General features: G+C 75.1%; 15 protein-coding genes and 1 pseudogene. 4 read left to right on the plus strand and 12 right to left on the minus strand.

Annotated features, from left to right (window positions below; translation table 11 throughout):
- Genes ACUJ8O_RS00680 through clpS form a run of 7 tightly spaced genes read right to left on the minus strand, consistent with a single transcriptional unit; the run spans position 1 to position 5,498 of the window.
- Complete coding sequence (locus ACUJ8O_RS00680) at positions 1 to 1,146, minus strand: exonuclease domain-containing protein (protein ID WP_095347685.1); 1,146 nt, start codon at positions 1,144 to 1,146, stop codon at positions 1 to 3.
- The gene (locus ACUJ8O_RS00685) at positions 1,143 to 1,835 is read right to left on the minus strand and encodes a non-canonical purine NTP pyrophosphatase (RefSeq protein ID WP_115261336.1); all 693 of its coding nucleotides are present in this window, start codon (positions 1,833 to 1,835) and stop codon (positions 1,143 to 1,145) included. Before ACUJ8O_RS00685 ends, ACUJ8O_RS00680 begins: the two co-directional genes overlap by 4 nt.
- The gene (gene rph / locus ACUJ8O_RS00690; protein WP_366364913.1) at positions 1,832 to 2,596 is read right to left on the minus strand and encodes a ribonuclease PH; all 765 of its coding nucleotides are present in this window, start codon (positions 2,594 to 2,596) and stop codon (positions 1,832 to 1,834) included. Before rph ends, ACUJ8O_RS00685 begins: the two co-directional genes overlap by 4 nt.
- A 22-nt stretch (positions 2,597 to 2,618) precedes the next feature.
- The gene (locus tag ACUJ8O_RS00695) at positions 2,619 to 3,434 is read right to left on the minus strand and encodes an MBL fold metallo-hydrolase (protein WP_445373056.1); all 816 of its coding nucleotides are present in this window, start codon (positions 3,432 to 3,434) and stop codon (positions 2,619 to 2,621) included.
- Entirely contained in the window at positions 3,431 to 4,363 is a 933-nt protein-coding gene (gene murI, locus ACUJ8O_RS00700; protein WP_095347687.1) for a glutamate racemase, read from the minus strand. The genes ACUJ8O_RS00695 and murI overlap by 4 nt, the downstream gene beginning before the upstream one ends.
- Positions 4,360 to 5,127, minus strand: coding sequence for a DUF2017 family protein (locus tag ACUJ8O_RS00705; RefSeq protein WP_206450965.1), 768 nt, complete (start codon positions 5,125 to 5,127; stop codon positions 4,360 to 4,362). The genes murI and ACUJ8O_RS00705 overlap by 4 nt, the downstream gene beginning before the upstream one ends.
- 8 nt (positions 5,128 to 5,135) lie before the next feature.
- Positions 5,136 to 5,498 (minus strand): ATP-dependent Clp protease adapter ClpS, encoded by a 363-nt coding sequence (clpS, locus tag ACUJ8O_RS00710; protein ID WP_036341306.1) that lies wholly within the window; start codon positions 5,496 to 5,498, stop codon positions 5,136 to 5,138.
- Positions 5,499 to 5,562: 64 nt separating this feature from the next.
- On the opposite strand from clpS, the gene ACUJ8O_RS00715 reads away from it, so the two are divergent.
- The 4 genes and pseudogenes from ACUJ8O_RS00715 (at position 5,563) to ACUJ8O_RS00730 (ending at position 8,124) form a co-directional block, all read left to right on the plus strand.
- A complete protein-coding gene (locus ACUJ8O_RS00715) occupies positions 5,563 to 6,915 on the plus strand; it encodes a nicotinate phosphoribosyltransferase (RefSeq protein ID WP_170747946.1) in 1,353 nt (450 codons plus the stop codon).
- 3 nt (positions 6,916 to 6,918) lie between these two features.
- Positions 6,919 to 7,602, plus strand: coding sequence for an isochorismatase family protein (locus ACUJ8O_RS00720; protein WP_010079002.1), 684 nt, complete (start codon positions 6,919 to 6,921; stop codon positions 7,600 to 7,602).
- Between the two features lie 196 nt (positions 7,603 to 7,798).
- Positions 7,799 to 7,915 (plus strand): annotated as a pseudogene (locus ACUJ8O_RS00725) (GNAT family N-acetyltransferase); the annotation flags it as partial.
- 83 nt (positions 7,916 to 7,998) lie between these two features.
- Positions 7,999 to 8,124, plus strand: a complete 126-nt coding sequence (locus ACUJ8O_RS00730; RefSeq protein WP_370450160.1) for a hypothetical protein — start codon at positions 7,999 to 8,001, stop codon at positions 8,122 to 8,124.
- Between the two features lie 53 nt (positions 8,125 to 8,177).
- Here ACUJ8O_RS00730 and ACUJ8O_RS00735 read toward each other — a convergent pair whose 3' ends face one another.
- The 5 genes from ACUJ8O_RS00735 to ACUJ8O_RS00755 all read right to left on the minus strand — a co-directional run bounded on the left by ACUJ8O_RS00735 (position 8,178) and on the right by ACUJ8O_RS00755 (position 13,796).
- Entirely contained in the window at positions 8,178 to 9,998 is a 1,821-nt protein-coding gene (locus tag ACUJ8O_RS00735) for a DEAD/DEAH box helicase (RefSeq protein WP_095347690.1), read from the minus strand.
- Positions 9,991 to 10,335, minus strand: coding sequence for a DUF3039 domain-containing protein (locus ACUJ8O_RS00740; RefSeq protein WP_010079007.1), 345 nt, complete (start codon positions 10,333 to 10,335; stop codon positions 9,991 to 9,993). The genes ACUJ8O_RS00735 and ACUJ8O_RS00740 overlap by 8 nt, the downstream gene beginning before the upstream one ends.
- Positions 10,336 to 10,358: 23 nt before the next feature.
- Positions 10,359 to 11,960: a Tat (twin-arginine translocation) pathway signal sequence gene (locus ACUJ8O_RS00745; protein WP_445373057.1), complete on the minus strand. Its 1,602-nt coding sequence runs from the start codon at positions 11,958 to 11,960 to the stop codon at positions 10,359 to 10,361.
- On the minus strand, positions 11,951 to 12,775 hold the full coding sequence (locus tag ACUJ8O_RS00750) for an ABC transporter ATP-binding protein (RefSeq protein WP_095346531.1): 825 nt from the start codon (positions 12,773 to 12,775) through the stop codon (positions 11,951 to 11,953). Before ACUJ8O_RS00750 ends, ACUJ8O_RS00745 begins: the two co-directional genes overlap by 10 nt.
- A 64-nt stretch (positions 12,776 to 12,839) precedes the next feature.
- The gene (locus ACUJ8O_RS00755) at positions 12,840 to 13,796 is read right to left on the minus strand and encodes a co-chaperone YbbN (RefSeq protein WP_256999277.1); all 957 of its coding nucleotides are present in this window, start codon (positions 13,794 to 13,796) and stop codon (positions 12,840 to 12,842) included.
- Positions 13,797 to 13,840 lie beyond the last annotated feature (44 nt).

A 13,840-nucleotide genomic window follows, 5' to 3' on the forward strand; every position in this document is an offset into this window, starting at 1 on the left:
TCAGCGCGCGGCGTCCGGCCAGTTCCCGTCGAGCATCTGCAGGAACTCCCCCTCGGAGACCAGGGCGATGGCCTGCCCACGGTCCCGCCGGCGCAGGGCGTCCCGCGTCTTGCGGTGCGCCAGCGCCGTGGTCACGGCCTGCGGTGCCCCGTCCTCGGCGCGCGGGCGGTGCAGGTCCGCGGCCTCGAAGCCGTCCCCCACGACGAGCATCGTGGTGGCCGCGCCCACCCGGTTCGCGGTCTGCGCACCGTGCGCGGCCGCGCGCGTCTTGGCACGCTGACGCGACATGCCGATGCCGCCCGTGAACACCACGGTCTGGCCGAACAGGGGGTGGCCCGGGTCGGCGGCCGGGTTCGGGAGCGGATTGACGCCCTCGTCCGGCCAGCGCATGAAGTCGGGCATGGCGCGTTCGTCCCGCAGCGGGACCCGCGCGTCGAAGACGCCCTCGGTGCGCCGGGCCTGGCGGGTGGCCTTCGACTCGGCGCCCGCACCCGCCGCCCGCGGGGCGAGGACGCTGACGCCCAGCCCCTGGGCCCGCATCAGGCGGTCGACGCCGCGGCCGGCCGGCGCGTCGGTCAGACCCGGCAGAACGTCCGCGTCGGCCGGCGGCGCTCCCAGCACGCGCCGGCCGATGTCCACGAGGATGGCCGCGCAGGCCTCGGCGTCGGCCAGTGCGTCGTGGTGGCGCCCCGGGGTGAACCCGGCCTCGCGCGCCGCGGAGGGCAGGGCGTACGAGGGCAGGTCGTAGACGCGGCGCGCCAGCACCAGGGTGCACACGAACTCCAGGCCCGGCACGTCCCGGCCGGAGACCTCGAGGCCGGACTCGATGACGCCGACGTCGAAGCCCGCGTTGTGCGCCGCGAGCACGTCCGTCCCCACGAAGTCCGCGAGCTCGTCGTACACCTGCGCGAACCGGGGGGCGTCCAGGACGCGGTCCTCGGTGATGCCGTGGATGCGCACGTTGCGGGGATCGAACCGGTCGAAGCCGACGGGCGGACGGATCAGCCACTCGGCACGGTCCACCATGACCCCGTCCCGCACCCGGACGGCGCCCACGGCGCACGGGGAGCCGCGGAAGCCGTTGGCGGTCTCGAAGTCGATCGCGGTGAAGTCCAGCCCCGGCACGGGGACGCGCCCGCCGCTCACGGGCGCGCGTCGAGCGCGTCCACCAGGTAGGGCAGCAGGGCGCGGAAGGCGTGCCCCCGGTGGCTGATCGCGTTCTTGTCCTCGGGGCTCAGCTGCGCGGTGGACACGTCCCGGCCCTCGGGCCGCAGGATCGGGTCGTAGCCGAAGCCGCCGTCCCCCACGGGCTCGCGCAGCAGCGTGCCGGGCAGGCGGCCGTGCTCGACGTGCTCGACGTGGATGGCCCGGGCGCCCGCGGCGTCCGGGCCGCTGGGGACCGCGAGCGCGGCGGCGCACACGAACTGGGCACCCCGATGCTCGTCCGGCACGTCGGCCAGCTGGGCCAGCAGCAGCTCGAGGTTGGCACGGTCGTCCCCGTGGCGCCCGGCCCAGCGGGCCGAGAAGATCCCGGGGGCGCCGTGCAGCACGTCCACGGCCAGACCGGAGTCGTCCGCGACGGCGATCAGCCCGGTGTGCGCGGCCACGGCGCGGGCCTTCTTCAGCGCGTTCTGGGCGAACGTGACGCCGTCCTCGACGACGTCCGGGGCGCCCACGGCGCCCGCGTCCACCACCGCGGTCTCCACGTCGAGGCCGGGCACGGCGCCGGCGAGCAGCTGCCGCAGCTCGCGCACCTTGCCCGCGTTGTGCGTGGCGAGCACGACGCGGGCGCCCTCGGGCAGGCCCGACGACGAGGAGACGGCGGGCGCGTTCACGCCCGGTCCTCCGTGGCGGCGGCCAGGGTCTCGGCCTGGATGCGCGCCAGCTCACCCGTGCCGATCAGGGCCAGGTCCAGCAGAGTGTCCAGCTCGGCGCGGGTGAACGGCACGCCCTCGGCGGTGCCCTGCACCTCCACGAACTCGCCGGCGCCGGTGACGACCACGTTCATGTCCGTCTCCGCCTTCACGTCCTCCACGTACGACAGATCGAGGACGGGCACCCCGTCCACGATGCCCACGGACACCGCGGCGACGGAATCCTTGAGGACGGCGGCGCCCTTCGCGAGGATCCCCTCGCGCCGCGCCCAGGCCACCGCCTCGGCGAGGGCGACGTAGGCGCCCGTGATGGCGGCGGTGCGGGTGCCGCCGTCGGCGTCGAGGACGTCGCAGTCGAGGACGATGGTGTTCTCCCCCAGGGCGGACAGGTCGATGACGGCGCGCAGGGACCGGCCGATCAGACGGGAGATCTCGTGGGTGCGCCCGCCGATCCGGCCCTTGACAGACTCGCGCTGGCTGCGCTCGTTGGTGGCCCGCGGGAGCATCGCGTACTCGGCGGTGACCCAGCCGGTCCCCTCGCCCTTGAGCCAGCGCGGCACGCCCTCGGCGAAGGAGGCGGTGCACAGCACGCGGGTCTTCCCGAACTCGATCAGGGCCGAGCCCTCCGCCTGCCGGGACCAGCCCCGGGTGATGGTGATGGGGCGCAGCTCGTCGACGGCGCGGCCGTCCGGGCGGGGGGCGGTGGGGGCGGGAGAGCTCATGGTCTCCAGTCTAGGCACGCGCTCAGACGCCGTAGCTCAGCCCCGAGACGGCGACGGCCAGCGGGCCGTCGTACACCTCACGGGCCTCCTGGACGGCGCGCTGCGGATCGTTCCACACCGGCAGGTGCGTGAGCAGCAGCTTCCGGGCTCCGGCCTGCGCCGCCGTCTCGCCGGCCCGTCGGCCGGTCAGGTGGACGCCGTCGATGCCGTCGTCCCGGCCCTCGTGGAAGGCGGCCTCGCACAGGAACATGTCCGCGTCCCGCGCGGCCTCGACGAGCCCCTCACACGCGTCGGTGTCTCCGGAGTAGGTGAGCACGCGGGTGGTGACGCCGCCGTCGTCGTCGACGCGGTCCACCTCGACCCGGATCGCGTAGGCCTCGTCGATGGGATGGCGCACGGGGACCGGGGTGAACCGGAACGGACCCAGCCGCTCGGTGCGGCCGGCGGCCCAGCACCGGAACTCGAAGTCCTGGTGCATCCCCGGCTCGGGGTCCATCCCGTACGCCTCGGCGATGCGGTCGGCGGTGCCGGCGGGTCCGTAGACGGGCAGCCGGCCGCGTCCCCAGCCGGCCGGGTTCCAGCGGATGGCCACGTGCATCCCGCACAGGTCCATGAAGTGGTCCGGGTGCAGGTGGGAGAGCAGGATGCCGTCCAGGTCCTCGAGCTCGACGTAGCGCTGCAGCACGCCGAGGGCGCCGTTGCCGAGGTCGAGCAGGATCCGCCACGTGCGCGGGGTGACGCCGTCCTCGGCCACGCCCTCGGCGGTGAGGAGGTAGCACGAGGCGGGTGAGCCCGGGCCGGGGAAGGACCCGGAGGCCCCGATGATGGTCAGCTTCACGTCACACCCTCCTGCTCGGCGCCCAGCCGCACGAAGGCCGTCGAGCGCGTCGGGACCGGCGCGGCCGCGGGGCGGGGCGCGCCGATCGTCTCCAGGCGGCGCACGGACTCGACCTCGGGTCCGAGGAAGCGGCGCGCGAGGGCCTGGAAGTGGTCGGGGTCGCCGGTGGCGGCGAAGCGGTGGCGGGTGGCCTGGCCGGAGCCCGCAGCCGAGTGGGGGTGCTCGAGGCCGAGGCGGACCAGTTCCCGGTAGAGGTCCTTGGCGGTCTCCTCCGCGGAGGAGACGAGCGTGACGTCCTCCCCCATCACGAGCGAGAGGGCGCCGGTCAGCAGCGGGTAGTGGGTGCATCCCAGCACGAGGGTGTCCACGCCCGCCGCACGCAGCGGGGCCGTGTACTCCCGGGCGGTCTCCAGCAGTTCGGGGCCGGTGGTGATGCCGGCCTCCACGAACTCCACGAACCGCGGGCACGCGACCGAGGTGATCTCGAGGTGCGGGGCGGCCGAGAACGAGTCCTCGTAGGCGCGGGACCCGACGGTCGCCTCGGTGCCGATCACACCGATCCGGCCCGTGCGGGTGGCGGCCACGGCGCGGCGCACGGCGGGCTGGATCACCTCGATCACGGGGATGCCGTGGCCTCCCGTGTAGCGCTCGCGGGCGTCGCGCAGCACGGCGGCCGACGCGGAGTTGCACGCGATCACGAGCGCCTTGACGCCGCGCGCGACGAGCTCGTCCATGATCGCCAGGGCGAGGGCCCGCACCTCGGCGATGGGCCGCGGGCCGTACGGCGAGTGCTCCGTGTCGCCCACGTAGAGGATGGACTCGTGGGGCAACTGGTCCATGATCGCCCGGGCCACGGTCAGCCCGCCCACGCCCGAGTCGAACACGCCGATCGGCGCCGCGGCGTCCACGGCGGCGCGCTGGCCGGTCACTGCTCGTCCTCCGCGTCCCCGGCGCCCGGCGCGGACTCGTCCGAGCCCTCGGGCAGCTCGCTGAGCATCTCCGTCATGAGCGTCTCCAGCAGCCACGAGGTGAAGTTGTAGAGCAGGGCCATGGTGGACTCGACGTCCTCCGCGCTGCGCCAGTCGTCCACGGCGTGCACGCGGGCGGCGTCCTCCTCGGTCTCGACGCCCAGGCGGGCGGCGAGGACGAGGCGCACGTCGTTGAGCGCGCGGCCGAAGGCCGGCGCCTGGTCGTGCGGGACCTCCACGCGCGTCGAGCGCAGCAGCTCGAGTGCCAGGCGCGCGTCCGCGAGCTTCCCCTCCGACAGGGCGTCCTCGGTCAGGGCCCGGTGGGCGCCCTGTTCGGCGGCGCCGGCCTGGGGCATCGCATCCGGCAGGAGGCGTGCGACGGCCGGGTCGGCGGGGGCCGAGCGCTGCGGCTCCGGGTCCTGGCCCAGGTGCAGCCCGGAGACCAGCCCCCAGAACGCGGCGTCGGACGCGTCCAGCCCGGCCACGGGGCCCGCGTCCTCCGCGGCGGACACGGACGGCGGCGCCGCCGGGGGATCTTCGGGCGTGGCGACGCCGTCCTCGGCGGCCGGGGCCCCGGCGGGGTCCGCCTCGGCGGGGCGCACGTCCGCGCGTCGGCCCTCGAGCAGGGCGACGACGTCCCTGACCAGCCCGCGCAGCAGGCGCACCTCCGGCAGCTCCAGCTGCGCCGTGTACCCCCGCCGCGTCCAGCGGAACCGTTCTGCCATGCCCCTCCTCAGTCCTCCGCCTGCTCCAGCGTGGCCCACAAACCGTAGCCGTGCATCGCGCCCACGTGCAGCTCGGCCTTCTCCTTGGTGCCCGTCGCCACCACGGACCGGCCCCGCTCGTGGACCTCGAGCATGAGCCGCTGCGCCTTGGCCGCGGAGTAGCCGAAGTGAGTGCGGAACACGTAGGCGACGTAGCTCATCAGGTTCACCGGGTCGTTCCACACCACCACGTTCCACGGCCGGTCCCGGGCTGTGTCCTCGTGAGGCCGCTCCAGCAGGGCGGTGTTGGTGGCGCCGGCGGGGACGGACTCAGCCGGCGCCGGACGCACGGCGCGCGGCGCGGACGGATCGTGGCGGGTCAGCACGGACATGCGCCCCAGTGTATGAGGCGGGCGGGCCAGGACCGGCCCCGCCACGGTCCACTAGGGTGGGCGCGTGAGCCAGAACCCCGTGCCCAGCGCCCCGCGGACCGCCGACGACTGGCAGATCCCCACGGCGCTGATGACCGACCACTACGAGCTGACCATGCTCCAGGCCGCGCTGAAGGCCGGCACCGCGCACCGCCGCTCCCGCTTCGAGCTGTTCACCCGACGCCTGCCCAGCGGCCGCCGCTACGGCGTGGTGGCCGGCGTGGGCCGCGCGCTGGAGGGCCTGTCCCGCTTCCGGTTCGACACGCCCGAGCTCGACTTCCTCGCGGACACCACCGCCCTCGACGACGCCACGCTGGCCTGGCTCGCCGACTACGAGTTCACGGGCGACATCGTGGGCTACGCCGAGGGCGAGGCCTACTTCCCGCACTCCCCCCTCCTGCAGGTGGAGTCGACGTTCGCCGAGGCGTGCATCCTGGAGACCTACCTGCTCTCCATCTACAACTACGACTCCGCCGTGGCCTCCGCCGCCTCCCGCATGACGGCCGTCGCGGACGGCCGCCCGTGCGCCGAGATGGGCTCGCGCCGCACGCACGAGGAGTCCGCCGTGGCCGCCGCCCGCGCCGCGGCCATCGCGGGCTTCACCGCGACCTCGAACCTCGAGGCGGGCCGCCGGTACGGCATCCCGACCGTCGGCACCGCCGCCCACTCCTTCACCCTGCTGCACGACTCGGAGCTCGCCGCCTTCGAGGCCCAGGTCGCCGCGCTCGGAGCGGACACCACCCTCCTCGTGGACACGTATGACGTGGAGCAGGGCGTGCGCACCGCGGTCGAGGTGGCCGGCCCGGCCCTGCGGAACGTCCGGGTCGACTCCGGCGACCTCGTGATCCAGGCCCACCGCGTGCGCGAGCTGCTCGACGAGCTGGGCAACACCGAGACCGGGATCATGGTCACCTCGGACCTGGACGAGTACGCGATCGCCGCCCTGCGCTCCGCCCCCGTCAGCTCGTACGGCGTGGGCACGCGCCTGGTCACCGGGTCCGGCGCGCCCACCGCCTCCATGGTCTACAAGCTCGTGGCCCGCCAGGACGACGACGGCACGTGGGTGGACGTGGCCAAGGCCAGTTCCGGCAAGGCCAGCCGGGGCGGCCGCAAGGAGGCCGCGCGCCGCCGCGACCCGCGGGGCCGGGCCACCGCCGAGGTGATCGGCGTCAACCGCAGCGCCGCGCCCGACGCCGACGACCGTCCCCTGCTGCACCGTTTCGTGCACACCGGCGAGCTGGCCGAGGGCTGGACCGGCCCCGAGGCCGTCACCCGCGCCGCCGAGCGGCACGCCGCCTCCCTGCGCGAGCTGCCCGCCTCGGTGGGCCGCCTGCAGCCGGGCGACCCCGCCATCCCGACCATCTTCCTGGAGGACTGACCCATGGAGAACCTGAACCGCGCCCTGGTGATCGTGGACGTGCAGAACGACTTCTGCGAGGGCGGCGCCCTCGGCGTGACCGGCGGCGCCGCCGTCGCGGCCGGGGTCAGCGAGCACCTGGCCGAGCACGCGGACGCCTACGCGGCCGTGGCCGCCACGCGCGACTGGCACGTCGACCCGGGCACGCACTTCGCCGCGGCCACCGGCGCCGAGCCGGATTTCCGCACCACCTGGCCGGTGCACTGTGTGGCCGGCACCGCCGGCGCCGAGCTGCATCCCGACCTGGACGCCGAGCACCTCGACGCCGAGTTCCTCAAGGGCCTGCACACGGACGCCTACTCCGGCTTCGACGGCGCCCTCGGCGAGCCCGACGCCGTCCCGACCGGGGCCGCGGGCGAGCGCCCCTCCGGGACCGTCGGCCCGTACGGGGCCACCGCCGTGGCCGCGGCCGCCGTCGAGTCCGGCGCCCCCGGCCTCGACGAGTGGCTCCGCGAGCAGGGCGTGGACGCGATCACCGTCGTGGGCATCGCCACGGATCACTGCGTGCGCGCCACCGTGCTCGACGCCCTCGACGCCGGTTACGAGGTCACGGTGCTGACCGACCTGGTGGCCGGCGTCGACGAGGCGGCCGCCCAGGCCGCGCTCCACGAGATGGAGGCCGCCGGGGCCGTCCTGGCGACCTCGTGAGCGGGTGCGGCCCCGGCGGGCGTGCCGGAGCCGGTGCCCGACGCAGACGAGGAGAGCAGCCATAACCGACTCCCCCATCGCCGCAGACCGGGACGGCATCCGCTACCTCTCCGGAGCGATCCCGGCCGCCGACGACGTCCGCGCCCTCTACGACGCCGTGGGCTGGTCCGCCTCCACGGCGGACATGGACACGCTCATGGGCGGGCTGCAGGGTTCGGCCACCGTGGTGACCGCCTTCGACGGCGGCCGTCTGGTCGGCCTGGCCCGCGTGGTCTCCGACGGACACACCATCGCCTACCTGCAGGACATCCTCGTGCATCCGGTGCACCAGCGCCGCGGCATCGCCTCCGAGCTGCTGCGCCACGTCTTCGCCGGTACGGCCATGTCCGTCAGCACGTGCTGCTCACGGACACCGAGGAGCGCCAGCGCGCCTTCTACGAGACCCATGGCTTCCGCGAGTCCCGTGACGTGGAGGGCGACGAGCTGCGCGCCTTCGTGCGCGTCCAGTCCCGGGACGGCTGAACCCGGCGCTCAGGTCGGCACGGCCCGCCGGCGCCCGCCGCGCCCGACGGACCTCAGGCCCGGCCGACGAACCACCCGCGCAGGGTGCTCAGCCGCTTCTCCAGCTGCTCGCGGGAGGCCTGGGCCACGGCGGGGCCGCCGGAGATCTCCCGCAGGCGGTTGTGGATCACCCCGTGCGGCTGGCCGGAACGGGCCGCCCAGGCGGACACCGTCTTGGACAGCTCGGAGCGCAGCTCCTTCATCCGCCGGTGGTCCACGACGTCGGCGGGCTCGGCCGCCTGCGCACGCGGCCGGCGCTGGATCTGCTCGGCCTGCCGCTGCCGCAGCAGGGCGGAGACCTGCTCGGCGTCCAGCAGGCCCGGGATGCCGAGGAAGTCCTGCTCCTCCTCCGAGCCGACGGCGCCGCCGAGGCCGAACTCGCCGCCGTCGAAGAGCACCTTGTCGAAGCTCGCCCGGGACTCGAGGGCCTCGAACTTCTCCCGCGTCAGCGCGTCCGAGCCGCTCTCGGCCCGGTTGGCCTCCGCGATGAGGTCCTCCTCGGGGGCGTCCTCGAGGTCCTCGACCTCGACGGCGCCCTCCTTGCGGTCCAGCGCGTGGTCCCGCTCGAGCTCCATCTCGTTGGCCAGCAGCATGAGCGCGGGCACGGACGGCAGGAACACCGAGGCGGTCTCCCCACGCCGGCGGGAGCGCACGAAGCGGCCCACGGCCTGGGCGAAGAACAGGGGCGTGGACGTGGACGTGGCGTACACGCCCACGCACAGGCGGGGCACGTCCACGCCCTCGGACACCATGCGCACCGCCACCATCCACCGCTCGTCCGACGCGGCGAACTTCTCGATGCGATCCGAGGCGCCCTTGTCGTCCGAGAGGATCACGGCCGGCCGCTGGCCGGTCAGCGCCTCGAGCTGCGCGGCGTACGCGCGCGCGTCCTGGTGGTCCGAGGCGATCACGAGGCCGCCGGCGTCGGGCACGTTGCGGCGCACCTCGCTGAGCCGCCGGTCGGCCGCGCGCAGCACGGACGGGATCCACTCGCCCGCCGGGTCCAGCGCGGTGCGCCAGGCGGAGGCGGTGATGTCCTTCGTGGCGGCCTCGCCGAGCTGAGCCTCCATGACCTCGCCGGTGGAGGTCTTCCAGCGCATCTGCCCGGAGTAGGCCATGAAGATCACCGGGCGCACCACGTGGTCCCGCAGCGCCGGGCCGTAGCCGTACGTGTAGTCCGCCTTGGACCGCTCGATGCCGTCCGCGCCGAGCTCGTAGCGGACGAAGGGGATGGAGGCGGTGTCGGAGCGGAACGGGGTGCCGGTCAGGGACAGACGCCGCGTGGCCGGCTCGAACGCCTCGCGGATGCCCTCGCCCCAGCTCAGGGCGTCGCCTCCGTGGTGGATCTCGTCGAGGATCACGAGGGTCTTGGCGGCCTCGGTGCGGTTCCGGTGCAGGACGGGCTTGTTCGCCACCTGGGCGTACGTCAGCGCCACCCCGCGGTACTCGGCGCCGTGCCGCCCGTCCGCGTTCTTGAAGTTCGGGTCGATCGCGATGCCCACGCGCGCGGCGTTGTCCGCCCACTGGCGCTTGAGGTGGTCCGTGGGCGCCACGACGGTCAGCCGCTGCACCACGCCGGAGTCCATCAGGATCTTGGCCACGCGCAACGCGAACGTGGTCTTGCCCGCGCCGGGGGTCGCGACCGTCAGGAAGTCCTGCGGCGCGGTCTCGAGATAGCGCTCCAGCGCCTCCTGCTGCCACTGGCGCAGCTTGGGGGCCGTTCCCCACGCCGCGCGCTCGGGCATGGCGGGGGGAAGGTCCTCGCCGATGTGGAACAGGTCGTGCTGGACGCTGCCGTCCGGGGTGCCGCTCGTCAGGGAGCGGCCGTCAGCCACGGCCGCGGCCTCCGAACCAGCCACCGCGCTTGCCGCCGCCGTCGCCGTCGCCGCCGTCCTGCGGCTCGCGCAGGCCCTCGTAGATCTCCTTGCACGTGGGGCACACGGGGAACTTGTTCGGGTCCCGGCCCGGCACCCACACCTTGCCGCACAGGGCGATCACGGGGGCACCGGTGACGGCGGACTCCGTGATCTTCTCCTTGCGGACGTAGTGGGCGAAGCGCTCGTGGTCGCCCGGCTCGATCTCCTGCCGCAGCTCCTCGCGCTCGAGGACGGACGTGCCGCCGCCGGCGGGCGCGAAGGGGTCGTTCAGGTCGGGTTCGCCGGTCACACTCATGCGGGCCAGTCTAGCCGCGCCCCTCAGAAGGCGGCCACGGCCTGGTAGGTCTCGGCCTGCGCGCGGTCGTACCAGCGCGCCCCCAGGCGCACGCCCAGCCACAGCGCGACGGCGCCCCACACCAGCCCGAGGGCCACCGTCACCCAGCCCCACACGGCGGCCCCGGTGACGAGCCAGACGACGAAGGGCGCCAGGAACGGCATCGCGAGCGCGAGGCTCACCAGCAGCGAGGCGCCCTGGACGAGCATCGTGCGCATGGCCGCGCCCTGCGGCGTCGCGAACGGGCTGTCGCCCGGCTTCGGAACCGGGTAGACGAAGCGGGCGGAGACGAACGCGGACAGCCCGGCGGTCGTCCCGAACAGGCCGAGGGCCAGGCCCAGCATCGGCGCCAGCAGGGACCAGTCCCCCGCCGCCGCCACCGTCGCCGTCGTCACGAGCAGGATCATCGGCACCCCCCAGCCCGCCAGGCCCAGGACCCGGCCCCAGCGGTCGTCCACGCCCCGCACGCCCGAGACGACGTGCAGGTGGAACGCCGTGTGGTCGTAGGCGATGTCCGCGGAGATCGAGTAGGCCAGGGACCAGGCGGTGATCGGCCCGAGGATCAGCAGCAGGCCCAGTCCGGGACCCCCCTCCGCGGCCATGCCCCCGGTGAACCACAGCAGGACGGCCATGAGCGGGATGATGATGAGCCCGGCCGCGTACCGCGGATCGGCCAGCCAGTAGCGCTGGGCGCGGGCCGCGATCGCGGTGCGCGGGCCCGTGGCCGGTCGGCCCAGCCAGCGCAGCGGCGTCGGGTCCGCGCCCGCGGCGACGCGGCGGGACCGACCGCCGCCCACGGCCACCGGCTCCACGGTGCGGCGCACGGCCAGGTGCCACAGGGCCAGGGCGGCCAGGCACCAGGCCGCCGCCACCGCGAGGTGGAGCGCGACGGCGGCGCCGCGGCCCTCGGCGGCCGCCCACGCCGCGGCGGGGCCCGCCCCGAACGGGGTCCACGCCGCGCCGCGGGCGATCTGGGGCGCGATCGCCAGGAAGTCCTCGAACGACGCGACGGCCCGCGAGAGGGCGAGGCCGCCGAGCATGAGCGGGATGAACAGCAGGATGGAGACGACGTCCCGCACCCGACGGCGGCTCGCGTAGGCGGCCAGGAGGCCGGCGAGGCCGGAGCCGATCGCCACGGCGGTCACCGCGGTCAGCGCGCCCCCGGCCAGGCCTGCCGCCAGCGCGGCCGGCCGGTCCCACCAGCTGGCCCCCAGGCCCACCAGCACGGCCAGCGTGGCGAGCCCGACCGGCGTCGTGAAGGCGCTCAGGACCAGCCCGGCGATGAGGGTGCGGGCCGGGACGGGGAAGAGCACGAAGCTGTGCGGGTCGAGGGTGGCGTCCACGCCCGTGACGAACGGCGGGATGACGAGCCAGGCGAGCACCACGACGGTGGCGGCCAGCACGGTCGTGGCGCCGCGGGCCTCGTCCGGCAGGGCGGGCAGGCCCGTGACGAGCAGCGTCACCGCCACGGCGGCCATGCCGAGCACGTACAGCGCGCCGAGCACGCTCACCACCAGGGTGAACGGGGACCGCCGCCATTGGTTCAGGGTCAGCGTCCAGCGCAGTCGGACGAGCGTCAGAGCCATGCCAGCCCCTCCGAGCCGTGGCGGCCGCCGACGAGGTCCACGAAGCGGTCCTCGAGGTCGTGCCCGTCCCGGACCTCCTCGAGCGTGCCGGCGGCCCGCAGCGTCCCGGCCGCGATCACGGCGACGTGGGTGCACATGCGCTGGACGAGGTCCATCACGTGGCTCGAGACGATCACGGTGCCGCCCCGCTCCACGTACGAGTGCAGGATGTCCCGGATGTTCGCGGCGGAGACCGGGTCCACGGCCTCGAACGGCTCGTCCAGGACGAGCAGGTCCGGGGCGTGGACCATGGCGGCCGCCAGGGACACCTTCTTGGTCATGCCGGCGGAGTAGTCGGCCACGAGCGTGCGGCCGGCGTCCTCCAGGTCCATCACCCGCAGCAGGTCCGCGGTCCGCTCGGCCACGGTGTCCGCGTCGAGGCCATGCAGCAGCCCGGCGTAGGTCACGAGCTGCGCGCCCGTGAGGCGGTCGAAGGTGCGCACGCCGTCGGCGAGCACGCCGACCCGTCGCTTGGCCTCGAGGGGCTGCTCCCACACGTCGACGCCGTGGATCCAGGCGCGGCCGTGGTCCGGGCGCAGCAGCCCGGTGGCCATCGACAGGGCCGTGGTCTTGCCCGCCCCGTTGGGCCCGACCACCCCGAAGAACGATCCGGCCGGGACGTCCAGGTCCAGCGCGTCGAGTGCCAGCTTGTCCCCGAACCGCTGGGTCAGCCCGCGCGTGACGAGGGCGAGGTCCGGATCGGGGGCGTCCACCGCGCGCCGACGGGTGGCGGCGGCGAGGTGGGTGGGGGCAGGCTCGGACGCATGCGGAGTCATGCCTGGGACGTTACCCACTGTCAGGCGGTCACGGCGTCCTCCTCAGGGATGAACCGTGGGTCCCTCAGAACAACGCTGCGGCCAGCCGGCGCCGCGAGGCCTGCACGCGGGGGTCGTCCGTGCCCACCACGGTGTAGAGGTCCACGAGGTGGGCGCGCGCCGTCTCACGGTCGTCGCCGGGGTGGAGGGCGATGAACCGCACGAGCCGGTCGAAGGCGTCCTCCACGTGGCCGCCGAGCACGTCCAGGTCGGCGACGGCGAGCTGGGCGGCGACGTCGTCCGGGCCGTCCGCGGCGGCCGCGCGCACCGCCGCGGCGTCGGCGTCACGGGTGCGCAGCATGAGGCGGGCCGCCGACAGGCCCTGCTGGGCCACGGCGTCCGCGGGGCTGTCGGCCAGCGCCGCCTCCCACGCCGAGACGGCCCCGGGCAGGTCATCGGCGGCGAGGGCCTCATGGGCGGCCCGGTGCAGCGGCGGCACGGGCGGAGCCTCCGCAGCCGCGGCGTCGGCGTCCTGGCGCGCCGGGGCGACGGGGGGCACGGTGCCGGCGACGCCGTTCTGACGGGCCACCTCGAGGATCTCCCCCATGAGCTGGCGCAGCGTCTCCTCCGGCACCTCCTGATTGACCAGCGGCACCGGCTGCCCCGCCACCACGGCCATGACCGCGGGGCCGGCCCCCAGGCCGAGCGCCTGCAGCACTGCGGGCTCCTTCGCCACGTCCAGACGCGCGAGCACGAGCCGTCCCGCCTGGGCGTCGGCCGCGTCCGCGAACTGGCGGTAGAGCGCCTCGCTCGCCGCATCCCCGGGCACGTGCAGGTGCAGCAGCACCGGCACCTGGGCGGAGAGCTGGACCAGCTGCTGCAGCAGACCCTGGTCGGCGTCCGCGATCACCCACGAGCCGCCGCCGGCGCCGGCGTCGGCCCCCGGCGCGGTGCGCCCGGCCGGGGCCGGGGTGCCGAGCGAGGACAGGTCGACGGCGCCGCGCAGGTGGGACGGGGCGTCGGAGGGGGGCTGGGCGGTCACGTCGGTCACGATCCTTCCGGTCCGGGGCCGCCCCGTCGCCGGGG

The sequence above is a fragment of the Micrococcus sp. EWR3.9.1 genome (assembly GCF_052615555.1).

Bases quoted from the DNA above. Each gene is read 5' to 3' on its own strand.
- ACUJ8O_RS00720 (WP_010079002.1), top strand. From the start codon at position 6,919: ATGGAGAACCTGAACCGCGCCCTGGTGATCGTGGACGTGCAGAACGAC.
- ACUJ8O_RS00705 (WP_206450965.1), bottom strand. From the start codon at position 5,127: ATGGCAGAACGGTTCCGCTGGACGCGGCGGGGGTACACGGCGCAGCTG.
- ACUJ8O_RS00740 (WP_010079007.1), bottom strand. From the start codon at position 10,335: ATGAGTGTGACCGGCGAACCCGACCTGAACGACCCCTTCGCGCCCGCC.
- ACUJ8O_RS00745 (WP_445373057.1), bottom strand. From the start codon at position 11,960: ATGGCTCTGACGCTCGTCCGACTGCGCTGGACGCTGACCCTGAACCAA.
- clpS (WP_036341306.1), bottom strand. From the start codon at position 5,498: ATGTCCGTGCTGACCCGCCACGATCCGTCCGCGCCGCGCGCCGTGCGT.
- ACUJ8O_RS00750 (WP_095346531.1), bottom strand. From the start codon at position 12,775: ATGACTCCGCATGCGTCCGAGCCTGCCCCCACCCACCTCGCCGCCGCC.
- rph (WP_366364913.1), bottom strand. From the start codon at position 2,596: ATGAGCTCTCCCGCCCCCACCGCCCCCCGCCCGGACGGCCGCGCCGTC.